The following is a 22,593-nucleotide window of genomic DNA, read 5'->3' as shown; positions in this document are numbered from 1 at the left end:
ATTCCTCCGGGGTTGATTGCAGTGCACGCATCAAAGTTTCCGGTACGCGTCAGCATCAGACTCATGTAAAATACGGATATGCATTTGCTCCTCTTCTATCCGCTTTTTATTTATCGTTAAAGGTTCTAAACCTTCCCTGCCATCCGGAACACTTTCCCGTCCATTTCAGGCTTTAGCCATTTCATCCCCATTTTCTCATAGAACGAAATGGCCTGCTTGTTTGTCGGGGATACTCTGAGATGGTATTCCTCCAATTGATGTTTTTTGAAAACGCTCATCGCATACGCATGCAGCTCAGCACCAAGACCCAAGCCGCGTTTTTCCGGAATAAGATAGTACAAGTTGACATAGCCAATCGATTTGCCTACAAAATCTTTACGTGTCACCTCAAGCTGTCCAATTGGAACTCCATTTTCAATCGCAAGCATAAAACCTTCCGGAAATCGTACTTGCTGCATTTCAAGCCATTCAAGGTACTCTCTTGCATTGAAATTTGCATCCGTTCCGAAGCTTACGATAAAAGAATCCCTGCGGAACGGGAGAATATACTGGAGATGCTGCCTAACTTGAATGGGAATAAAATCCATTTATTAACCTCCTCTCTTGTTTCCTCCTTTGCCAGCCCTTTATCATTTCTTTTCGCCCCGGCAGCTGAAATCCATTTATCAATCGGTTGGCACAATTCTCTATTTTCTTATCGTCATTTATTGTAGCACAAGAACTGCGGATTTCCTTCTTTTACATTGTCCGTTTACTTTTTCAGCGTGAATCAACGGTCAATTATGGATAGTCATTTTTGAAGCAATATGTTATGTTGAGACTGTAAAGGATGCGGAAATGGGGGCTCCGAAATGTTTGATACAGTGATAAATACTGTGTTAGGTTTTGCTATGATCATTCTTATACTTTTTTTGCTTTACCGGTATCTCGTTCTTATGAAAACGAAGAAACTGTCTAAAATCGATTCCTTTTTTATAAAAGAATCCCATCATATGAATAACATACCCAATAAACAGATCGTTCGCTTCCTGAAATTGAGATATATTTTTAGTGCTGCCATTTTATTCCTGTTTCTTATAGTAGTATTATATTTTAAAACCGTAAACAGTCTTGTCATTCCTCTTATTTTATTGATAGAGTTTACCGGAATTTCCGTCATTGATCATAAAATTAAAAAGGCGAAAAACAAATAACCCAGCCGGCTTGGTTCAGTTCACCTTGTTAGAAAATATGATCTATTTGGACACTAAAGGAGGAAACCGGAATGTTTGATGACGTACATGAAACTGAAGCCGATCTGTTTTTCCGGATATCATAACTGCAGCCATTTAAAAGAACAACTACTTCATTTGATGTGAGCGTTCCATTTAAACGAAGACCAACTACCAGATTTATAAAGTGCATGAAAAAACCGCAGATCGTAATCTGCGGCTTGCTTTGGCCCGGCAACGTCCTACTCTCGCAGGGGGAGACCCCCAACTACCATCGGCGCTGGAAAGCTTAACTTCCGAGTTCGGGATGTGTTCGGGTGTGACCTTTCCGCCATCATCACCGGACCTGTATAATTTGGGATGTGTTCCCTGAAAACCGGATGGGAGAAAAAACTGTAAACGGAGAATGCGTTTCTAACTTTGAGAATTGTCTAGCTCCAGCGCCTATCGGCTAGCGTATTTCTACGCTTTCTCCCTACGATAAGTCAACATCGGCTCGCCTTTAGGGGCTCGCCGTGTTTCCTTTATCTCAGTCGAAAGCTCCGAAATCCGTACGCCGATGAGCGAGGCGCTTCCGCTTTTCGTGGTTAAGTCCTCGATCGATTAGTATCCGTCAGCTCCACGCGTCGCCGCGCTTCCACCCCGGACCTATCAACCTGATCATCTTTCAGGGATCTTACCAGTATAAACTGTGGGAAATCTCATCTTGAGGGGGGCTTCATGCTTAGATGCTTTCAGCACTTATCCCTTCCGCACATAGCTACCCAGCGATGCCTTTGGCAAGACAACTGGTACACCAGCGGTGCGTCCATCCCGGTCCTCTCGTACTAAGGACAGCTCCTCTCAAATTTCCTGCGCCCGCGACGGATAGGGACCGAACTGTCTCACGACGTTCTGAACCCAGCTCGCGTACCGCTTTAATGGGCGAACAGCCCAACCCTTGGGACCGACTACAGCCCCAGGATGCGATGAGCCGACATCGAGGTGCCAAACCTCCCCGTCGATGTGGACTCTTGGGGGAGATCAGCCTGTTATCCCCAGGGTAGCTTTTATCCGTTGAGCGATGGCCCTTCCATGCGGAACCACCGGATCACTAAGCCCGACTTTCGTCCCTGCCCGACTTGTAAGTCTCGCAGTCAAGCTCCCTTATGCCTTTACACTCTGCGAATGATTTCCAACCATTCTGAGGGAACCTTTGGGCGCCTCCGTTACCTTTTAGGAGGCGACCGCCCCAGTCAAACTGCCTGCCTGACACTGTCTCCCACCCCGGTAAGGGGTGCGGGTTAGAATTTCAATACAGCCAGGGTAGTATCCCACCGATGCCTCCGCCGAAGCTGGCGCTCCGGTTTCCAAGGCTCCTACCTATCCTGTACAAGCTGTACCAAAATTCAATATCAGGCTGCAGTAAAGCTCCATGGGGTCTTTCCGTCCTGTCGCGGGTAACCTGCATCTTCACAGGTACTATAATTTCACCGAGTCTCTCGTTGAGACAGTGCCCAGATCGTTACACCTTTCGTGCGGGTCAGAACTTACCTGACAAGGAATTTCGCTACCTTAGGACCGTTATAGTTACGGCCGCCGTTTACTGGGGCTTCAGTTCAGAGCTTCGCCTTACGGCTAACCCCTCTCCTTAACCTTCCAGCACCGGGCAGGTGTCAGCCCCTATACTTCGCCTTGCGGCTTCGCAGAGACCTGTGTTTTTGCTAAACAGTCGCCTGGGCCTATTCACTGCGGCTTCCCGGGGCATACACCCCAAAAAGCACCCCTTCTCCCGAAGTTACGGGGTCATTTTGCCGAGTTCCTTAACGAGAGTTCTCTCGCTCACCTTAGGATTCTCTCCTCGCCTACCTGTGTCGGTTTGCGGTACGGGCGCCTTTCACCTCACTAGAGGCTTTTCTTGGCAGTGTGGAATCAGGAACTTCGGTACTAAAATTTCCCTCGCCATCACAGCTCCGCCTTGGCGCGAAGGATTTGCCTCCGCACCGGCCTAACTGCTTGGACGCGATCAACCAGTGTCGCGCTTGCCCTATCCTCCTGCGTCCCCCCATCGTTCAAACGGTGAAGAGGCGGTACAGGAATATCAACCTGTTGTCCATCGCCTACGCCTTTCGGCCTCGGCTTAGGCCCCGACTAACCCTGAGCGGACGAGCCTTCCTCAGGAAACCTTAGGCATTCGGTGGAAGGGATTCTCACCCTTCTTTCGCTACTCATACCGGCATTCTCACTTCTAAGCGCTCCACCGGTCCTTCCGGTCCGGCTTCAACGCCCTTAGAACGCTCTCCTACCACGGACACCATACGGTGTCCATCCGCAGCTTCGGTGATACGTTTAGCCCCGGTACATTTTCGGCGCAGCGTCACTCGACCAGTGAGCTATTACGCACTCTTTGAATGATGGCTGCTTCTAAGCCAACATCCTGGTTGTCTAAGCAACGCCACATCCTTTTCCACTTAACGTATACTTTGGGACCTTAGCTGGCGGTCTGGGCTGTTTCCCTTTCGACCATGGATCTTATCACTCACAGTCTGACTCCCAAGCATAAGTTTTTGGCATTCGGAGTTTGTCTGAATTCGGTAACCCGATGAGGGCCCCTCGTCCAAACAGTGCTCTACCTCCAAAACTCTTCGCTTGAGGCTAGCCCTAAAGCTATTTCGGAGAGAACCAGCTATCTCCAAGTTCGATTGGAATTTCTCCGCTACCCACACCTCATCCCCGCACTTTTCAACGTGCGTGGGTTCGGGCCTCCAGCAAGTGTTACCTTGCCTTCACCCTGGACATGGGTAGATCACCTGGTTTCGGGTCTGCGGCCTCATACTCTTTCGCCCTGTTCAGACTCGCTTTCGCTGCGGCTCCGCTTCTTCAGCTTAACCTTGCATGAGACCGTAACTCGCCGGTTCATTCTACAAAAGGCACGCCATCACCCATTAACGGGCTCTGACTACTTGTAGGCACACGGTTTCAGGATCTCTTTCACTCCCCTCCCGGGGTGCTTTTCACCTTTCCCTCACGGTACTGGTTCACTATCGGTCACTAGGGAGTATTTAGCCTTGGGAGATGGTCCTCCCGGATTCCGGCGGGATTCCTCGTGTCCCGCCGTACTCAGGATCCACTCGGGAGAGAACGAAGTGTCAGTTACAGGGCTTTTACCTTCTCCGGCAGGCCTTTCCAGGCCGCTTCACTTAACCTGTTCTTTTGTAACTCCCATATGAGTGTCCTACAACCCCGGAAGGCAAGCCTTCCGGTTTGGGCTGTTTCCTGTTCGCTCGCCGCTACTTGGGAAATCGCAATTGCTTTCTCTTCCTCCGGGTACTGAGATGTTTCAGTTCCCCGGGTGTGCCCTTCCTGCCCTATGGATTCAGGCAGGAATCCTGTCCGATTAAAGACAGGGGGTTTCCCCATTCGGAAATCTCCGGATCAAAGCTTACGTATAGCTCCCCGGAGCATATCGGTGTTTGTACCGTCCTTCATCGGCTCCTAGTGCCAAGGCATTCACCGTGCGCCCTTTCTAACTTAACCATAAAAAAGTTTAAATCCAAAAATAAGCGATTCTCGGTTTACTTGGTTTGTTTCTCCTATCCGGTTTTCAAAGAACACATACTGAAGGATTGAACCTTCAAAACTGAACAAAACGGAAACGTCAAACTTAATTGTGGAAAACGAAGTTTTCCTTAATTTCCTTAGAAAGGAGGTGATCCAGCCGCACCTTCCGATACGGCTACCTTGTTACGACTTCACCCCAATCATCTGTCCCACCTTCGGCGGCTGGCTCCGTAAAGGTTACCTCACCGACTTCGGGTGTTACAAACTCTCGTGGTGTGACGGGCGGTGTGTACAAGGCCCGGGAACGTATTCACCGCGGCATGCTGATCCGCGATTACTAGCGATTCCGGCTTCATGCAGGCGGGTTGCAGCCTGCAATCCGAACTGGGAATGGTTTTCTGGGATTGGCTTAACCTCGCGGTCTCGCAGCCCTTTGTACCATCCATTGTAGCACGTGTGTAGCCCAGGTCATAAGGGGCATGATGATTTGACGTCATCCCCACCTTCCTCCGGTTTGTCACCGGCAGTCACCTTAGAGTGCCCAACTGAATGCTGGCAACTAAGGTCAAGGGTTGCGCTCGTTGCGGGACTTAACCCAACATCTCACGACACGAGCTGACGACAACCATGCACCACCTGTCACTCTGTCCCCCGAAGGGGAAGGCCCTGTCTCCAGGGAGGTCAGAGGATGTCAAGACCTGGTAAGGTTCTTCGCGTTGCTTCGAATTAAACCACATGCTCCACCGCTTGTGCGGGCCCCCGTCAATTCCTTTGAGTTTCAGCCTTGCGGCCGTACTCCCCAGGCGGAGTGCTTAATGCGTTAGCTGCAGCACTAAAGGGCGGAAACCCTCTAACACTTAGCACTCATCGTTTACGGCGTGGACTACCAGGGTATCTAATCCTGTTTGCTCCCCACGCTTTCGCGCCTCAGCGTCAGTTACAGACCAGAGAACCGCCTTCGCCACTGGTGTTCCTCCACATCTCTACGCATTTCACCGCTACACGTGGAATTCCACTCTCCTCTTCTGCACTCAAGCCTCCCAGTTTCCAATGACCGCTTGCGGTTGAGCCGCAAGATTTCACATCAGACTTAAGAAGCCGCCTGCGCGCGCTTTACGCCCAATAATTCCGGACAACGCTTGCCACCTACGTATTACCGCGGCTGCTGGCACGTAGTTAGCCGTGGCTTTCTGGCCGGGTACCGTCAAGGCGCCGCCCTGTTCGAACGGCACTTGTTCTTCCCCGGCAACAGAGTTTTACGACCCGAAGGCCTTCTTCACTCACGCGGCGTTGCTCCGTCAGACTTTCGTCCATTGCGGAAGATTCCCTACTGCTGCCTCCCGTAGGAGTTTGGGCCGTGTCTCAGTCCCAATGTGGCCGATCACCCTCTCAGGTCGGCTACGCATCGTTGCCTTGGTGAGCCGTTACCCCACCAACTAGCTAATGCGCCGCGGGCCCATCTGTAAGTGACAGCCGAAGCCGTCTTTCCTTTTTCCTCCATGCGGAGGAAAAAAATATCCGGTATTAGCCCCGGTTTCCCGGCGTTATCCCGATCTTACAGGCAGGTTGCCCACGTGTTACTCACCCGTCCGCCGCTAACCTTTTAAAAGCAAGCTTTTAAAAAGTCCGCACGACTTGCATGTATTAGGCACGCCGCCAGCGTTCGTCCTGAGCCAGGATCAAACTCTCAGTAAAGATGTTTGATAAAAGCTCAAAAAGAATTTGACGTTTCGTTTTGTCCAGTTTTCAAGGAACAATCGCTTTGTTTTTCAGCGAATCAATTATTATACCAAAATATCAATTCGCTGTCAACATCTTTTTTTAAACCCGTTTTTTAATCATCTAACGGGCCAGCTCATATATCATATCACTTATTCGTAACTTAAGTCAATATGATAGAGCAAGGTAATGTTTTCCATCTTTTTTTAGATCCCTGCTCCATAATATAATGAAGAAACAGGGATCTATGCTGCGAGTTAAGATGGCGGAACGGCATTGAACTTCCTCAGTTACATACGTACCGGTCATTTTCAGGGAACCGCAGTACTCCTTCGTATGTTTACATTGGAGAAAGCTGTCACAGCTGCCGCTTCTTTTATCCATTCCCTTTTTTCATCCATAATTTTCGGAATGCTTTTTGCCAGTCGCCGGCAAGTGCCTTTACACTTAAAATTTCTTCTATCGCATCAAAATTTGTTCTATCATGGTATCTGATTTTATTGATATGCAGAATGGAAAGCTGTTTTTCCCCTTTTTCAAGCAGGATAAAGCTGTCATTTTTCCGGACAAAGCCTTCCTCAAGCACACGCATATAGAAGCCGGACCAACCGGTTTCAACAATGTCGGCAGGAAAACTGTCCAATCCATGTTTCGCAGCAATTTTATAACAAGGCTCCCGCGGCTGTGATACCTGCACAATCGCTTCCCCCATTTGAAAAACATCACCGATATGGATATCTGCTTCCGAGCATCCCGAGAGCGTAATATTTTCGCCAAATGCCCCCGGCTCAAAAGTTCGGTTAAATTTCTCCCCCCATACTGGAAAATGATCACCAACATACACGCAGACTGCTTTATCCGCTCCGCCATGATGAACAAGGTCCGCCTGCTTGTCCCCTTCAAAATTTTCTTTTGCCAGATATACCGGGCCCTCCTGCGGTATTTTAAAAATGCCGCTCTGCACCACTTTCTGTTTATAGGTAAGCGCCTTTGGTTTGCCTGTATTTACCGAAACAACAACACCGTCCGCCATCACGTTCGCTCCTTCCCCAAATTGCTATCTAAATTTTACCATCCTTTGCGTAAATTTTGAAAAACATTTTAAGAAAATCCCGCGGGTCTCCCGTTCAGCTTTCCGAATTCGCTGTTTTCAATCCTTTTGCAGAAAGGTTTCTAAAATTTTTATCGCTTCATTATTTTATCAGAATGTTTGTTTGTATTTTATCACAAGAACAAAAGTTTTATCAATCAAGATATTGAAAAATTCTCGCAAAAAATTCACCGCCATTCAGCCTGCTTGGCACCAAAAAAGCCAGGCTCCTACACCCGGCTTATCTTGATTCCATTTTTAAACTGTCAAAAGGCGCAGGGGGGTTTACGCCTTCATTATAAAGTGAGTTCCCTTTTCAACAGGGCAGCTGCCGCTTCCGCATCTTCCGCGCCTGCAATGGAAGAAATGACGGAAACGCCGTCTGCCCCTGCTTCTATGACGCTTTTTGCATTGCCCGGCCCTATGCCGCCAATTCCGACAATTGGAATCCGGATGCCATTTTGGCGGATTTCGCGAATGACGGTTGTCCCTTTCGCCGCTTTCGCATCTTCTTTCGATTTCGTCGGAAAAATGGGGCCAACGCCAAGATAATTCGCGCCTCCGTTTGCTGCCTGCCTGGCTTCCTCCAACGTATAGGCCGAGACGCCAATAATCTTATCCCCCAACTTTTCCCGTACGGATGCCAGCGGTTCATCTTCCTGCCCGACATGCACACCGTCAGCATCCAGTTCCAAAGCAAGTGCAATGTCATCATTTACAAGAAAAGGAATCCCGTTTTTTTGGCATACCCACTTCAATTTTTCACCAAGCACTTTCTTTTCTTCGCCTTTTCGTGCACCTTTTCCTTTTTCGCGGTATTGAAAAAGGGTGACGCCGCCTCTGATGGCGTTTTCCAGCACTTGTTCCGGCGGCAGCGTGCAGTTCGGGCTGCCCATAATAAAATACAGTTTCAATGCGTCACGCAAATGTTCGCCTGTCATCGGTTATTCATTCTCCTTTTTTGGTAGGCCCAATGGTTCGTCGGCCCGTGCCCATGTCCAATTTGAATGCCGTCTTCGATCGCCGCGGTAATGAATGCTTTTGCTGTCGACACAGCAGCAAATATATCCGCGCCTTTTGCCAATTCTGCCGTAATCGCCGAAGAAAACGTACAGCCGGTGCCGTGCGTATTTTTAGTTACGTATCTTTTCGCTGTATATTCGTAAAAGTTCGCCCCGTCAAAAAGCAAGTCGCTCGAAACTGGGGAAGACTCATGATGTCCGCCTTTAATGAGACAATACCGGGGACCGCAATCCGCAATGATGCGTGCCGCTTCCTTCATATCATCAGTATTTCGGATGGGCATTCCTGCCAGTTTCTCCGCTTCCGGAAGATTCGGCGTCACAATGAAGGCGAGCGGAAGCAGCTGGCTTTTTAAGGCTTTAACCGCTTCCTTTTGCAAAAGGGTTTCCCCGCCCTTTGCAATGATCACCGGGTCTACAACGAGTTTTTCCCAGTGGTAGGCTTTGATTTTTTCCGCGACCACTTCGATGATGCCGGAATCAAACAACATGCCGGTTTTTAGTGCATCTGTCCCCATATCTTCGGCAATGGACGCCAATTGGCGGGAGACTGCTTCGGGACCAAGCGGAAATACCCCCTGGACCCCGCGTGTATTTTGTGCCGTCACCGCGGTAATCACGGACATGCCGTATACTTCTAATTCCTGAAATGTTTTCAAGTCCGCCTGGATGCCGGCACCGCCCCCGGAATCAGAACCGGCAATCGTGAGTGCTTTTTTCATGATGTTCACCCTTCTTTCTTTTCAAAAGAGGCATATTTTTGGATTTCTTCAGCTCCTATTTCTGCCAGCTGGTCTAAAAACGCCATTTGAAAACTGCCCGGCAAATCCCCGCCTGTTTTTTCTCTTGCGATTTCCGCAGCAGCGCCGTAAATCGCAAGCGCCGAAACAGATGCCTGGACCGGATCTTTCTCAACAGCGAGAAAAGCGCCGCAAACCGCGGACAAAAGGCAGCCTGTCCCGGTGACTTTTGTTAAAAGCGGGTGGCCGTTATGTACGAGATAAAGGTTTGTACCGTTTGACACCGCATCCGTCTTGCCACTTACCACGATCGTAGTATGAAGCGTTTTTGCCGCTTTTAAAGCGAGTTCGCCCGTATCCAGGCCGGTATCTCCTGCATCGACGCCTTTTACTTTGGCATCTATTCCGATCAGATTGGCGATTTCTCCGGCATTTCCCCTGATGGATGTGAAGCGGATTTCTTTCAGCAATTTTTTTGCCGTTTCTGTCCGGTAACGGGTTGAACCGGCAGCTACCGGATCAAGGACGACCGGAACGCCATTTTCATTTGCAGACTTTCCCGCCAAAATCATTGCTTCGACGGCTTTTTCGTTCAAAGTGCCGATATTTAACACGACCGCATTTGCCGCTTTCGCCATATCGGCAACTTCTTCCACCGCATCGGCCATTACCGGAGATGCGCCAAGTGCCAACAGCCCGTTTGCTGTAAAATTAGCCACCACAATATTCGTGATATTATGGATAAGCGGATTGGCTTCCCTGATTTTTTCAAGCAGTTCAATTGGTTTTTCTTTTTCCATTTCCATTCCCTCCTTCAATAAAGTACAATTGTCTCTCATTTACTCGCGTATTCTCCAAATTTCACAGGCATTTGATTTACACCTAATCGTTGTCATACCTCTAAATGGGGATTTTCTTGCAGGGTAAGGTCCATCCGCCTAATCCATTACAAGTCCGCCGTCAACGACGAGATTTTGTCCGGTTACCGCCCTCGCCCATGGCGATGCAAAAAACAACACGGCATCCGCAACGTCTTCCGGTTCTGTCACCTTTTGCAGCGGAGTAGTTTCCTGAATCAATTGAAAAACCGCTTCAGATGTGGCTGCACTTGCATCCGTCGTTTTCAGAAGGCCGCCGGATACCATATTAACGGTAATGCCATATTGCCCCAGATCTTTCGCCATGCTCCGGGTGAAGCCGAGGAGCGCTGCCTTGCTCGTATTGTAATCATGGTAGGCGACAACCGGATTTTGAAACAGGTTTGTGCCAATATTGATCACCCTGCCGAAATGCAGCCGTTTCATTTCCGCAAGGCCGGCCTGTATGGTATTTAATGCGCCGCGAACCGCACCTTCCATCTGCAAGCTGTATTCCTCCCACGAAATTCGGGAAGCATCGTGCCGGGATTCCGGATCAAAGCGGAAATGCACGAGGGCATTATTTACAATTGTCGTGACAGGCCTGGAAAAATAAGCTTCGGCCTGCCGGAACATCTTTCTTACCTGCGCCGGATCCCTTACATCCGCCTTCAGGGCAACCGCTTTTTCTCCTAAAATATTCTGAAGATCCTTTGCCTTCCCCTCACTCTCAAAATAGTTGATGACAACGCCCGCCCCTTCTCTTGCAAAAGCTTTTACAACTGCTTTGCCTAACCCCCTGCTTCCGCCTGTGACGACAACCACCTGCTCATCCAGTTTCATTTGTCCCACCCCTTCCCATGCAAAAAAGCCAGGCCCGAAAAGACCTGACTTCATCAGCAAGAAATTTTTTTACAAATTCCTACTTTCCTACGCCGGTATGATCCGGATCAGGTCCAAAGGGTTGAAAAACGCCGGTTTTTCTCTCAGCCCGCCAAATCCGGGCACCCCTAGTAGTTTGAAAGATTATTTTTAGCTATTATATCCTTTTTCAATGAAGATGTAAAGTTTACAATCTTTTTAAAAAAACATAACTGACTTTATCATAATCCATTTTTTCTTCATAAAACCGGTGGGCATCTTTTCTTTGCAGGCCGGATGACAGAGATACAATGCCGTATCCGTTTTCGCCAGCCTGTTTTTCCACATACGCCAAAAGCCTGGCGCCGTATCCTTTTGATCGGTGCACTTCATCCGTCACCAGGTCGTATACCCAAATGAACCGCCCGTTGTACAAAGTAATCATCGGCATATACCCGGTTACCGCCACAATGTTTCCGCCATCTATTACAGCGGCCATCTTGTAATCCGATGTCTTTGCCGCCGCCTCCACCAGCTGGAGATCGTTTTCTTCGTCCAAATGTTTCCGCAGCTGTTTCATCACCGGAAACGCCGCTTTCCACTCTTCCCGGGTTGTAAGTTCTTTTATTTTCACCTGTATACCCCTTCTTTGTCTAAATGGTAATGCATAATGATCAATTCGCCCTTTTTCCCCATCATCCTGTCCCCTTCATCCACAAACCCGGCTTGTCTGTATAAATTTTGGGCAGCAAGATTTTCCGCATTCACCCCAAGGACCATTTGCTCTATTTCCGGAAAATGGGTACAGACAAAATGGGGCAGCTGTTTTAAACATTGCCTGGCGTATCCTTTTCCCTGCTGGTGGAAATCGGTTGAAAAAGTCCGCAGCAATATGGCATGCGGATGATTTGTATAGAGCCTGGCGCCATTTTTTTCATGAAGCACAAAAAAGTTTGTGATCATGTTATGGCGGACTGCAACAACAGGGTGCCGTTCCGGATCCTCTTTTGCAAGGGCAATGGCTTCATTTGGATGCCCCGTAAAACGGAGCTGATCATCCGTTATCGTATAGTTGTCCAATTGTTGCTTTAAATCATCATTGTAAAAGACCAGTTCCAATTCCATTACCCCTTACATGTCGTTTCTTCCAAATCGAGTGATAACCGTACCATATCCCGGCAGTGAATCCCGTTTTCATAAATCGCTTCATCATAATGCCTGACGAAAAAGTCTCTGTCCACCCCGGAGATCCGAAAACCGCATTTTTGATACAAGGCCAGCTGGCTGATGCTGGAATTACCGGTACCCACTTCGATCGATTTAAATCCTTTTCTTCCTGCCCTCTGGATGGCATCCAGCACAAGCCGTTTTCCAAATCCTTTTCCGTGATGTTCTTTTGAAACCGCCACATTCGCCAATTCCACGATTCCCGGCCTTGCCGCTAGCAGGATGTAAACCCCGATCACTTTTCCTTCGATTTCCGCCACATAGCATTCCCCGCGTTTGGCATAGGCCATCACCATTTCGCGTGACGGGTCGGCAAGCAGCAGTAAATCCATCGGCAGTTTTTCCTTGTTTCCCAGTTGTCGGATGTTTAACGCGTTTTTTGCTTCCAAAACTGCCAGCTCCCCCCATATTTTGTTAAATTCTAACATATCTCTCTTTATCCGTCTATCATCCTAGGAACATTTCATCAATTCTGCCTTTTATGAAGAAAGCCAAACAATAGTTCCCCTTTTTATGATAAAATAATGGCAGACAGTACTTTTCTGGAATATAGGGGGGCGGAGATTTGGAAACGCTGTTTTTTAAAACTTTTGTTTGGCTTTGTTTTGCCGGTCTCGTGATATACACTTACCTGTATGGAAAAAATGAAGAAAAGATGGATGCAAAAGTTTTTCTGATCCGGAAAATCTGGTATTTGGTTTATTTATTTGGCGCGCTGGTTTACTGGACGATCCATCCGGCGAGCATTTTCACGGATTTTAAAAACTATGCCATCACCGCGCTTATTTTTGCAGCAATCGACGGTTTTATTTTTTTAAATATGTATTTCCGTAAAGCCGGAAAATATGAATTGGAGAGATTTACGAAAACCGTTTCTGCAAACGAGTCTTTGCTTCAGGACAATCTGTCAATGGCTAAAAATATGCTCGACATCTTGAATAACGAGGGCATCGTAGGGTATTATGGTAGTAAAGAAGGATATCTGTTAGGTTTAAAAGAAGTACTGTCATCTTATGCGGAAAAAGCGGATATGAGCGTTAATATTTTGCCGTTTACAACACCGTTAGAGAAAGATCAGGCATTGTATCGTTACAAAAATCCCGGTTCCGTCCGCGCAAAATTGGACAGGCTGGAGACGGTGTATCATGTCGATGGAAACGATGCGCTCCATCCGATTTATCTTTTTCATGACGAATTGTATCTATTAAAAATATCCGGTTCCAGAGCCATTACAGAAATGGATTGTATCCTGTTTGTCATCATGGCCCATGTTTATGATTTTGCGGCTCCGCCGGACGACATGGATTGAAAAACAAGGCGGTGACAAAAATGAAAAAAAGCAGTGCACTCCTGGCACAGAGAAATGAAACCGGAAATATTCGGGGAACTTTCAGAAGAAAATCAAGAGTCCGTGTTCCTTCAGTGGGCATCAGCCCGACGACTTTAAAAATCATGGAAGAAAACGAACAGATCCTGAAAAAGTACGGCAAAAAATCTTCTCAAGGGCAATAACAAACTGGTTATTGCCCTTCATACTTTTTAACAACTCTACATACACTATTGCAGATAATCAGCAGAGGTGATCATGTGAAAAAGTTCCATAAAGAAACAAGCGTTTACTCTCCGCCCCCTTCTCCTTCCCCAATGGAAAAAAACAGAAAAAAACAGACAGTGGAACTCCTCAGCTTTATTGATAAGCTGAAAAATAAGCGGGCAACATGAAATCAGATTAGCACCCGCAGATTTTTTGTTCTTGCAAATGGGATATGTAACATACCTCTCTTACGGCATTGAGCGGACAGTAAGGGTAATGAGAACCGTCAAAACCGCTAAACCGCAAAGCAGGACAGCGGAACCGAGTGCAAGCCGGCTGAAGACCATCACCATTTTTTCTCCGGAACTCAACTTTTTTAAGATCATATATAAAAGCAATCCTGACAAAAAGGCTATTCCCCAGCCCACCATACCGGGAATCGTTGCAAGTTTTTGCCATTTGGCAAGCCATATATACAAAATAGTAGCATCAGCAGCCAGTAAAAATACAGTCAGCACCAATAAGCATTTTTTTAACATCCAGTTGCCCCCTCATCTCCAGCGCTTTTTTATGTCAACTTGGCGATGTACTCCCCATTCGGCTCAAAACAACCGCAGGACGCCATCTTTTCGCGTTTTTCATCATCTTTCTTAATGCGTTGTGATCATGATGACACCCATCACAATACAGAATGCTGAAAGGTACATCAACCAGGTTGACAGGATGGGGACACCCGATAATACATCGAATATTTCAATCAGCACAAATACCTTTTGGGTTTTCGGGGAAAATTTCCGGTAGGCTTTCCATTCTTTTTTAAACTGCAAAATGCCAAACGGAAGAAGAATCACACCGATAACCACAAAAATCACGCCAGCCATTTTCAAAAAAATCATCCCCTGTCTGCAAGCGATACATCTAATATTAACTATTGTGGGCACACATGCAAAATTCCTTCTTGTAAATTGAATATTTTCATTTGTAGCAAAATGATAATCTCCAATATGGCAAAGCAGAGAAGCCGGACATTGATAACCGGATCAAAAGCAGGCAAACCGGTGTTAAGGCTTTTTTCAGTAATACGAAAATAACAATCCCACCAGCGCCACGGTTAAAACCAGGGCATTTATTTTCCTCGGGTATTACAACCATTTTATCACGCGGGATCTGCTCTTGGAAACGAATTCATGTGCCGGGCAGCAACCGCAATCCGGAAAAATAAAATTTTACAATCCTCATTTCCTTTTGATGTATGATATATTTTATTTAAACCCATATTATTTTTACTTTTCAGCAAAATAGAGAAGGAGAATCCGTAATGAAGCCAGCAGACAATTGGAATGCCGAATTGTATGATACCAAACACAAATTTGTATCGGAATACGGAAACAGCCTGATCGGGCTGCTCTCTCCGCAACCCAGCGAAAACATTCTCGACCTCGGCTGCGGAACCGGCGATTTATCTTATAAAATCGGGGAAAGCGGCGCACATATTGTTGGCATCGATCAGTCGGAAAATATGATCCGGCAGGCTTCAAGCAAATATCCAGACATCGCTTTTGATGTACAGAATGCGGCAAAACTGCCCTATACGAACCAATTTGATGCTGTTTTTTCAAATGCTGTCCTCCATTGGATCAAGGAACCGGGCGCCGCATTGGAAGGTGTGTTCCGGAGCCTGAAACAAGGCGGCCGATTTGTCGCAGAATTTGGCGGCAAAGGTAATGTAGAATTGATCACGTCTTCGCTCATCCAGCAAATCACAGAAACCGGGTTCGAGTTCTCTCCGGAACAGTTTCCCTGGTACTATCCCAGCATTGGCGAGTATACCGCTTTGATGGAAAAAGCCGGATTTTATGTTACGTTCGCTATGCATTTTGACCGGCCGACACCGTTGGAGGGAGAAGACGGCCTGAAAAACTGGATCCGAATGTTTTGTACGCAGTTGCTGGAAGGCATCCCGGAACAGGAAACAGAAATGATCATTGCGAATACAGAAAAACAACTGAAAGGCAGTTTGTGGAAAAACGGGCACTGGATCGCAGACTATAAACGCATCCGGGTGATTGGAATCAAACCATCTGCACTTACATGGGGAGGAAAGATGAGCAAGTACCATGAATCGCAAAAGCCGGAAGATCAATAACAGATGGTCGAAAATAGAGACAAAATTATTCTCGCCTATTGAGGATTACGTCAAAATACAAAGCGGCGGATTATGGTACAAAAAAACTTTCAATTAGGCGGCGCGCCCAAAGGGATTACTGGGTGGGTATCCGGCTTGGCTTTATCATCATCCCTGCAATAATTTCTATTATCAACGCCATTTTTCAAAATGAAGAAGGAACCGGATCAGAAATGGATCCGGTTGGGTTTGTCCAAAATGCCAGACGTTTATTTTGTTTAATCCAAAAGGTTTCCAAATAACCCCTGCTGGCAGATTGCAGTCTCCGGTTGATCTCTTCCTTCCCCTTTTCTCACGCCCGGCCTCTGGCCATGAGAAATCAGGGCATTTTTCCGCCGGAAGTGGGACTGCTTGATCTTTGGCAACAATATTTTAAACCTTTATCTGATTTTTATAAAATGCTAAAATAATAGAAAAGGGACAAAGTAATTTTAGAAATTCAGCCCCGATGATCCATTGAACACTTCCCCAATACGGCTGTCCTTCCTGTAAGTCAAGATGATCACCAGGCACCCCCTTCGATTTTTTAAAACAGTTGAGAGGAGTTTGAAAGATGACAACGTATAAATTAGGTGTATTATATGGCGACGGGATCGGGCCTGAGATTGTAAGCGCTACTGTTAAAGTGTTGAAAGCTGCAGCTTCAAAAGCAGCAAACGGAACCGAATTTGTTTTCATAGAGCTTCCAATGGGCTGGGAAGGAATTAAAAAATACAATGATCCTATGCCGGACGTGACAAAACAAGGGCTGAAAGAAACCGATGGCTGGTTGATGGGGCCGCATGATTCCTCCGCATATCCGGATGAACACCGTTTATTCAAAAGAAATCCAAGCGGCGAGTTACGGCATTGCTTTGATTTATTTGCCAATATTCGCCCAAGTCGGACTTTTCCCGGGACAAAAAGTGTCGCCGGGTTTAGCGACCTGATAATTTTACGCGAAAACTCCGAAGGCTTTTTATCCGATCGGAATATGTACATCGGTACCGGAGAGTGTATGGTTACACCGGATGTAGCACTTGTAACCGGCGTTTTTACCAGAAAATCAATTGAAAGAATTGCCCATGAAGCATTTAAGCTGGCTATGTCCCGGAGAAAGAAGGTCACGATTGTCCACAAAGCCAATGTCATTAGATTGGCATTCGGGTTATTCCGCGATATTTGCTATGAAACCGGCAAAAAATATTATCCTGAAGTCAAAGTGGAAGATGTCCTTATTGATGCAATGGCAGCACGCCTCGTGCGCAGGGCCGGTGACTTTGATGTCATTGTGACAGAAAACTTATTCGGTGATATCTTGTCGGACCTGGCCGGTGAATTGGCGGGAAGCTTGGGATTATCCCCTTCCTTAAACACAAACGGGAAACAGGCAATGGCCCAGGCGGCACACGGTTCAGCACCGGACATTGCCGGACAGGATCTTGCAAATCCAACAAGCATGCTGCTGTCAGCTGTCATGCTGTTGCAATGATTAAGTGCACATCACCGCGATCCCCGCCTGAATGAAATTGCGAAAAAAATGGAAGATGCATGTTTGGGTACCATTGCAGATGGGACCGTTACCCATGATTTGGGGGGCTCTGCTTCCACAACAGCTTTTACAGATGCTGTGATCAAAAAAATTTACCAGCTCTCATGATTTGTGCGAATTGCCTAAAGACTGTTGAACGGGCATTTTTACAGCTTTCCGAGATCCCGCGGACGGCGGATGATTCCGCAATTTCCCGCCGCCTTGAATGGCACAAATCGCTCCTGTGCCCCATCTCTTATGTTTATAACATGGAAATGTTGCATATTATTAAACAATATAAAGGATTTCCTGTCTTTCTGGAAGAATAGAATACGATGAAGATATGCATGGGAGCTGGTCAAATGAGCAAAGGGATAAAAACCTTGTTAAAATCATTCATATTTGCCATTCTGCTTGTTGCGGTCATCAGGGGATTTTTCATTGCCCCTTATATGGTTGAAGGGGAATCAATGGAGCCGACACTTCATAACCACGATAAAATTCTCGTTTATAAAGTCCATTCTGCTGCCGATTACCAAAGAGGCGATATCATCATCATCAAGGGAGAAACGGAAAACTATGTAAAGCGGATTATCGGCCTTCCCGGAGATACCATTCTAGTCAAAAATGACCATCTCTACATTAATGGGAAGTTGCACAAAGAGCCTTACCTTGCAAAAAACCTGAAAGCAGCACGTAAAAAAGGCAGCAAGTTGACGAATAACTTCGGGCCTCTCACCGTACCAAGAAATAAATATTTCGTAATGGGCGATAACCGGTTGTACAGCGAAGACAGCAGAAACGGGCTCGGCCTTATTCCGAAGAAAGAACTCGTGGGAAAAACCGAAGCGGTATTTTACCCGCTCTCGCAAATTCGGGAAGTCCATTAACTTTCCTTGCGGGCAGCAGAGAGCTTAGGATATCTATTCATAAAAAGCAGGGGGGAACTTCCTTGAAACACGCTTTAGTCGTCGGCGGAACCGGCATGCTATGCAATGTATCTCTGTGGCTCGCCGGACAGGCTGACCATGTTTCCATTATTGCGCGCAATCCCGAAAAAATGGATGCATGCATTTCCCGGGCCGCTGACCGGAGCCGGATTACCCCTGTTTTAACGGATTACGCTGATTCGAGTGCACTGCGTGAACATTTAGATAAACTGATTGGGCAGCACGGACCGGTTGACCTTGCAGTAGCCTGGATCCATTCTTATGCAGATCAAGCACTTGTAACGATTTCAAATGTTTTTTCACAGAACAGCCGCCAATGGGAACTGTATCACGTCCTCGGAAGCACCCGGAATCCGGATGAACTTTTGAACGAGCTTGCCGGTTTGGAAAATTGCAATTACCATCAAATCCAGCTTGGGTTTATTCTCGAAAATCATCAGTCAAGATGGCTGACAAATGAAGAAATTTCGGACGGCGTCATCGAAGCCATCCAGTCAGGCAAAAAAAGGCATATTGTCGGGCAACTGGAACCGTGGGACAAACGCCCGTAAGGTGGTCCGAGAAATTGCGAAAGGGAAAGGGGGACAAACCTGTTATGGCTTTGGCACACTTCACAGCTATTTACGCTATGATTCGTCTTCAGTCCGGGTTTGTCCTGCTTATTTCGGCTTACAATGCAGACAATAATAGGAGGATCATTTGATATGGTCATATTTTTAGTTAACATAATAAAATTATAGATAACAACTATTCCTTCAATCTTAGCAGATCCTGCTGATATTTTTTCACATTTCCTTCACTTTGCGGGTTATGTTAAGAAAGACCAGCATTTTTCTGCGCTTCCTTAACGTAGACGCCTTTTACGTTAAGAAACATCAATTTTTTCGCTCCCTTCCTTAACATAGACGCACTCTACGTTAAGAAACATCGTTTTTTCCACGCGTTTCCTTAACGTAGACACCTTCTACGTTAAGAAACATCGTCTTTTGCGCCTGCTTTCTTAACGTAGACGCACTCTATTTTAAGGAACATCGTCTTTTTTCCGCGCTTCTTTCACGTAGACGCCTTCTACGTTAAGAAATACCGACTTTTGCCCCAGCTTCCTTCACCTAGACGCACTCTACGTTAAGAAACATCGTTTTTTCCACGCGCTTCCTTAACGGAGACGCACTCTACATTAAGAAACATCATCTTTTGCGCCTGCTTCCTTCACGTAGATTTCCACGCCACCTAAAACACGGCAAGAAAACCTGTCATGAAAATGATTCACCCTCTCGTGTGCCTTGATGCCTTGTTTCATTGCCGGCGAAAAATTATAGAGTTTCAGGCATTTTGCCCATGATTTCTTCAGCTTCTTTTATGACATGGCCTATCAATGCTTTTGCCGTTTGATGTTTTGCGAGTCGCGGGCTTTGGCCGGCCCAAAGTGACATAAACTCACGGTTGTTCTGCTTTCCGGCAGCCTTTCTGATATCCTGTGTGAGCGTATTTTGCACGGGATAATCCGGAAAAAGCGCTTCATGCGGCTTCATTTCCGAGATGAATGCATTTTTTACGCCTCTTGCCCATTTTCCGGAAAATGACCGGGTGAGGACAAGCTCATCTTCTTTCGCATGGAGAACGGCTTCCTTATGGGACTGAGGTGCGCCGCTTTCCGCACAGGCCAGGAAGGCAGTTCCCATTTGCACGCCTTTTGCCCCTAAGCAAAGCGCTGCTGCAAGCCCCCTGCCATCCATAATACCGCCTGCCGCAATGACGGGAATCCGGACATTGTCGGCAACCTGGGGAATTAGTGACATCAGGCCAATCATACTTTCCTCATGTTCTTTCAAAAAATTCCCGCGATGGCCTCCCGCTTCACTGCCTTGTGCAACCACCATATCCATTCCGGCTTGCTCCACTTCGATCGCTTCATCAACGGTTGTTGCCGTTCCAATGAGGAGGATCCCGTTTTGTTTCAGCTTTTCGATCACTTCCCTGGAAGGTATTCCAAAAGTGAATGAACAAACAGGCACTTTCTCTTCGATGGCCACTTGCACCTGTGCCAAAAATTGATCTTGTACGCTATGTAAATCAGGAACTTCTATTTCCGCTTTTGCCTCTATTTTTAACTGTTTGCGGACCCGATTTAAAATGCCATTTGCGGCTGTTACTTTTTCATCTACTTCAAACTCGCCGGGAACAAAAAGATTGATGCCAAAAGGTTTTCCGGTTAACTGTTTGATTTCCCGGATTTGTTCTTTTGTTTGAGCAGCGGTTAAGTACCCCGCCCCGATCATGCCCAGCCCGCCGGCGTTTGAGACCGCAGCCACCAATGCCGGTTTGGTGATGCCCCCTGCCATCGGAGCCTGAATCATCGGGTACCGTATTTTCAGCCGTTCGGTCAAAACGTTTTTCAACATCCAAATTCCTCCCTCAAAACCATTCTACCTTTTTTCTGATCATAGCGCTTACAGTCCTGCTTGTAAAATGCTTGTTACTGATCTTCGCGTTCCGTTTTTCTGATAGCAGCATGCCATGTGCCGCCGTTTTCCGGACAGCTCACGATTTTTTTCCACCATCGGCCTTAAAAATAACGCGGATAGCATAAAAGGCAGGACGGATGCGAGCAACAGCACAAGCCCTATTGCACCCAGCCCCATTCCGCCCCATCCTCCTTTGAAAAAGCTGCTGAACAAGAGCACAATGCTGCATACCGCACTGAATACCGGAATGACATATACCGGAAGCTCTACAATATGCCTAAAAATATAGCAAACAAGCAAAATGACGAGTGTTCAACTCACGACATCCATCACAAAAGTGGCCATATGCCTCCCCATTCGCCTTTATCCCATTATAACAGGATTCTGATTTATTTTAAACATTTTAAAAATAGTGAAAACCCTCTCCTGTTGCCCGTCCAAATGAATGCAGCGCTTTTCAAAATATGGGCAGAAAAACTCTTTCCATATCAATATGTTGTATTTTTTTCGTTTATCTGTTATAATTCTATAAATGTAAAGCCCGAGTTCCGCAAAAAATCCCTGCGCACGACGGATAACATGAAACTGCCCGCTGCAATATTTTTCTACTCACTGCATCTTCAACTTCTGAAAAACTTTCCGAAAGAAGCATATGTTTTAAAAAAAGAACAATGGGTAAACAAAGAAGAGGTGATAGCATATGAGAACCAGAATTTTCAACTTCATTATTGACGGACGATTGATTACGGTAAAAGGAAAGTCCGTGAAAGAAGCGAAGCGCCATGCACAACAAATCGCGCGAAGCATGAAAATGGAAGAAAACATGGGCAACCAGTCAGCCATCTGATTGGCTGCCTTTTCCATTTTCAGGATAAACAGACATCTTCCCAACAGCGGAAAAGAAATGTGTGGTTTTTTATAATATTATTATGTAAACCAATTCCCGTTTTTAGAGCGTGGCTGTCCCGTTCTTTTGAAAAATGGCGTGTATCCCACACGCCATTTTTTTAATGCCGGTTTGTCGGCAGCTTTTCACTTGGGTTTCCGTTCCCCTGCCGTTTTTTGTTTTGTTCCTGTTTCTTTTGCTGTTCATTCAGCTTCTGCACAAATCCATGCGTATTGTCCATGTCGTGCCTCCTTTCCGCCCGTCATTGTTACTTTAACCAAGACCCGGTCAGGCATGCATGCATTTTGGATTTCCGGACGGGAGATTCGCTTTCATCATTGTGCAATTTACAGCCATATTCCACCCCCTGCCAATTTCTCATTTCACCATTTCGCACGTTTTTTTACTTGCTCTTCCATTCTAAAAATTCCAGCCTGTTTCCGAATGGATCTGTTGCGTAAATGCGCGCTGCCCCTGGTAGTTTACCGTCTTCTGTCCACTTCATTTGATAGTGGGTAAACCTTTCTTTCAAGCTTTCGAGATTTCTGACTTCAAATGCAGGATGCGCTTTTTTGGCGGGTGAAAAAGGCTCTTCAATGCCGATGTGGATTTGTATTTTTCCGTTTTGAAACCAGCAGCCGCCGCGTTTTTTCAATTCTGCTGGTTTTTCAATTTCCGTAAATCCGAGGATTTCTGCGTAAAACTTTTTTGCTGTCTGCTCACTGCCACGTGGAGCAGCAAGCTGAACATGGTCGATTGCGATAAAATTAAATGCCAATCTCATCCCTCCTTACAT

At 46.6% G+C, this 22,593-nt stretch carries 21 protein-coding genes, 3 rRNA genes, 1 pseudogene and 1 riboswitch; of the genes and pseudogenes, 7 read left to right on the top strand and 18 right to left on the bottom strand.

Annotation, left to right across the window (positions count from 1 at the left end; translation table 11 throughout):
- Positions 1 to 125 precede the first annotated feature (125 nt).
- From OF158_RS08130 to OF158_RS08075, 12 genes are all read right to left on the bottom strand, one after another.
- Positions 126 to 587, bottom strand: coding sequence for a GNAT family N-acetyltransferase (locus OF158_RS08130; RefSeq protein ID WP_017550364.1), 462 nt, complete (start codon positions 585 to 587; stop codon positions 126 to 128).
- Positions 588 to 1,440: 853 nt separating this feature from the next.
- Positions 1,441 to 1,556, bottom strand: a 5S ribosomal RNA gene (rrf, locus tag OF158_RS08125).
- 238 nt (positions 1,557 to 1,794) lie between these two features.
- Positions 1,795 to 4,727 (bottom strand): 23S ribosomal RNA (locus tag OF158_RS08120).
- Positions 4,728 to 4,892: 165 nt separating this feature from the next.
- Positions 4,893 to 6,446, bottom strand: a 16S ribosomal RNA gene (locus OF158_RS08115).
- The 16S, 23S and 5S rRNA genes sit together here, the layout of an rRNA operon.
- Before the next feature lie 400 nt (positions 6,447 to 6,846).
- Positions 6,847 to 7,503, bottom strand: a complete 657-nt coding sequence (locus OF158_RS08110; protein WP_017551862.1) for an MOSC domain-containing protein — start codon at positions 7,501 to 7,503, stop codon at positions 6,847 to 6,849.
- A 353-nt stretch (positions 7,504 to 7,856) separates the two neighbouring features.
- Complete coding sequence (gene thiE, locus OF158_RS08105; RefSeq protein WP_035184916.1) at positions 7,857 to 8,501, bottom strand: thiamine phosphate synthase; 645 nt, start codon at positions 8,499 to 8,501, stop codon at positions 7,857 to 7,859.
- The gene (gene thiD, locus OF158_RS08100) at positions 8,498 to 9,304 is read right to left on the bottom strand and encodes a bifunctional hydroxymethylpyrimidine kinase/phosphomethylpyrimidine kinase (protein ID WP_017551863.1); all 807 of its coding nucleotides are present in this window, start codon (positions 9,302 to 9,304) and stop codon (positions 8,498 to 8,500) included. The genes thiE and thiD overlap by 4 nt, the downstream gene beginning before the upstream one ends.
- A gap of 5 nt (positions 9,305 to 9,309) precedes the next feature.
- On the bottom strand, positions 9,310 to 10,122 hold the full coding sequence (gene thiM / locus OF158_RS08095) for a hydroxyethylthiazole kinase (RefSeq protein WP_013859337.1): 813 nt from the start codon (positions 10,120 to 10,122) through the stop codon (positions 9,310 to 9,312).
- A gap of 138 nt (positions 10,123 to 10,260) precedes the next feature.
- Positions 10,261 to 11,022 (bottom strand): 3-oxoacyl-ACP reductase, encoded by a 762-nt coding sequence (locus tag OF158_RS08090; RefSeq protein WP_014098324.1) that lies wholly within the window; start codon positions 11,020 to 11,022, stop codon positions 10,261 to 10,263.
- Positions 11,023 to 11,089: 67 nt separating this feature from the next.
- A riboswitch (TPP riboswitch) is annotated at positions 11,090 to 11,201 on the bottom strand.
- 47 nt (positions 11,202 to 11,248) lie between these two features.
- Positions 11,249 to 11,674, bottom strand: coding sequence for a GNAT family N-acetyltransferase (locus OF158_RS08085; protein WP_035184919.1), 426 nt, complete (start codon positions 11,672 to 11,674; stop codon positions 11,249 to 11,251).
- The gene (locus OF158_RS08080) at positions 11,671 to 12,165 is read right to left on the bottom strand and encodes a GNAT family N-acetyltransferase (protein WP_017551304.1); all 495 of its coding nucleotides are present in this window, start codon (positions 12,163 to 12,165) and stop codon (positions 11,671 to 11,673) included. Before OF158_RS08080 ends, OF158_RS08085 begins: the two co-directional genes overlap by 4 nt.
- Positions 12,165 to 12,695 carry a GNAT family N-acetyltransferase gene (locus OF158_RS08075; protein WP_017551305.1) on the bottom strand — a complete coding sequence of 177 codons (531 nt, stop codon included), beginning with the start codon at positions 12,693 to 12,695 and terminating at the stop codon, positions 12,165 to 12,167. The genes OF158_RS08080 and OF158_RS08075 overlap by 1 nt, the downstream gene beginning before the upstream one ends.
- 137 nt (positions 12,696 to 12,832) lie before the next feature.
- Between OF158_RS08075 and OF158_RS08070 the strand changes: the two genes are divergently transcribed.
- Positions 12,833 to 13,576 (top strand): type II toxin-antitoxin system SpoIISA family toxin, encoded by a 744-nt coding sequence (locus OF158_RS08070; RefSeq protein ID WP_017551306.1) that lies wholly within the window; start codon positions 12,833 to 12,835, stop codon positions 13,574 to 13,576.
- A gap of 20 nt (positions 13,577 to 13,596) precedes the next feature.
- Positions 13,597 to 13,779, top strand: a complete 183-nt coding sequence (locus OF158_RS08065) for a hypothetical protein (protein ID WP_014098332.1) — start codon at positions 13,597 to 13,599, stop codon at positions 13,777 to 13,779.
- Between the two features lie 270 nt (positions 13,780 to 14,049).
- Here the strand turns inward: OF158_RS08065 and OF158_RS08060 are convergent, their stop codons facing one another.
- Positions 14,050 to 14,340 carry a hypothetical protein gene (locus OF158_RS08060; RefSeq protein ID WP_014098333.1) on the bottom strand — a complete coding sequence of 97 codons (291 nt, stop codon included), beginning with the start codon at positions 14,338 to 14,340 and terminating at the stop codon, positions 14,050 to 14,052.
- 111 nt (positions 14,341 to 14,451) lie between these two features.
- The gene (locus tag OF158_RS08055; protein WP_035184928.1) at positions 14,452 to 14,682 is read right to left on the bottom strand and encodes a hypothetical protein; all 231 of its coding nucleotides are present in this window, start codon (positions 14,680 to 14,682) and stop codon (positions 14,452 to 14,454) included.
- 437 nt (positions 14,683 to 15,119) lie between these two features.
- Here OF158_RS08055 and OF158_RS08050 point away from each other — a divergent pair, with 437 nt between their 5' ends.
- The 4 genes and pseudogenes from OF158_RS08050 (at position 15,120) to OF158_RS08035 (ending at position 18,997) form a co-directional block, all read left to right on the top strand.
- On the top strand, positions 15,120 to 15,947 hold the full coding sequence (locus OF158_RS08050; RefSeq protein WP_014098335.1) for a class I SAM-dependent methyltransferase: 828 nt from the start codon (positions 15,120 to 15,122) through the stop codon (positions 15,945 to 15,947).
- Between the two features lie 592 nt (positions 15,948 to 16,539).
- Positions 16,540 to 17,625: pseudogene (locus OF158_RS08045) on the top strand (isocitrate/isopropylmalate dehydrogenase family protein).
- A gap of 233 nt (positions 17,626 to 17,858) precedes the next feature.
- A complete protein-coding gene (lepB, locus tag OF158_RS08040) occupies positions 17,859 to 18,386 on the top strand; it encodes a signal peptidase I (RefSeq protein ID WP_014098338.1) in 528 nt (175 codons plus the stop codon).
- A 62-nt stretch (positions 18,387 to 18,448) separates the two neighbouring features.
- Positions 18,449 to 18,997 carry a short-chain dehydrogenase gene (locus OF158_RS08035; protein WP_014098339.1) on the top strand — a complete coding sequence of 183 codons (549 nt, stop codon included), beginning with the start codon at positions 18,449 to 18,451 and terminating at the stop codon, positions 18,995 to 18,997.
- Positions 18,998 to 19,759: 762 nt separating this feature from the next.
- Here the strand turns inward: OF158_RS08035 and OF158_RS08030 are convergent.
- A complete protein-coding gene (locus OF158_RS08030; protein ID WP_014098340.1) occupies positions 19,760 to 20,848 on the bottom strand; it encodes an NAD(P)H-dependent flavin oxidoreductase in 1,089 nt (362 codons plus the stop codon).
- Between the two features lie 48 nt (positions 20,849 to 20,896).
- Positions 20,897 to 21,211 (bottom strand): YesK family protein, encoded by a 315-nt coding sequence (locus tag OF158_RS08025; RefSeq protein ID WP_205422006.1) that lies wholly within the window; start codon positions 21,209 to 21,211, stop codon positions 20,897 to 20,899.
- A 400-nt stretch (positions 21,212 to 21,611) separates the two neighbouring features.
- On the opposite strand from OF158_RS08025, the gene OF158_RS08020 reads away from it, so the two are divergent.
- Entirely contained in the window at positions 21,612 to 21,758 is a 147-nt protein-coding gene (locus tag OF158_RS08020; RefSeq protein WP_014098343.1) for a hypothetical protein, read from the top strand.
- 160 nt (positions 21,759 to 21,918) lie between these two features.
- On the opposite strand, the gene OF158_RS08015 is transcribed toward OF158_RS08020, so the two are convergent.
- Entirely contained in the window at positions 21,919 to 22,038 is a 120-nt protein-coding gene (locus OF158_RS08015) for a DUF4023 family protein (protein ID WP_014098344.1), read from the bottom strand.
- 162 nt (positions 22,039 to 22,200) lie between these two features.
- Positions 22,201 to 22,575 (bottom strand): VOC family protein, encoded by a 375-nt coding sequence (locus OF158_RS08010; RefSeq protein ID WP_014098345.1) that lies wholly within the window; start codon positions 22,573 to 22,575, stop codon positions 22,201 to 22,203.
- Positions 22,576 to 22,593 lie beyond the last annotated feature (18 nt).

The organism is Weizmannia sp. WK01 (genome assembly GCF_025905465.1).
In the GTDB taxonomy this organism is placed as follows: Bacteria; Bacillota; Bacilli; order Bacillales; family Bacillaceae_C; genus Weizmannia; species Weizmannia faecalis.
The sequence above is the reverse complement of the archived record's forward strand: the minus strand, read 5'-3'. Positions and strand labels throughout refer to the sequence as shown.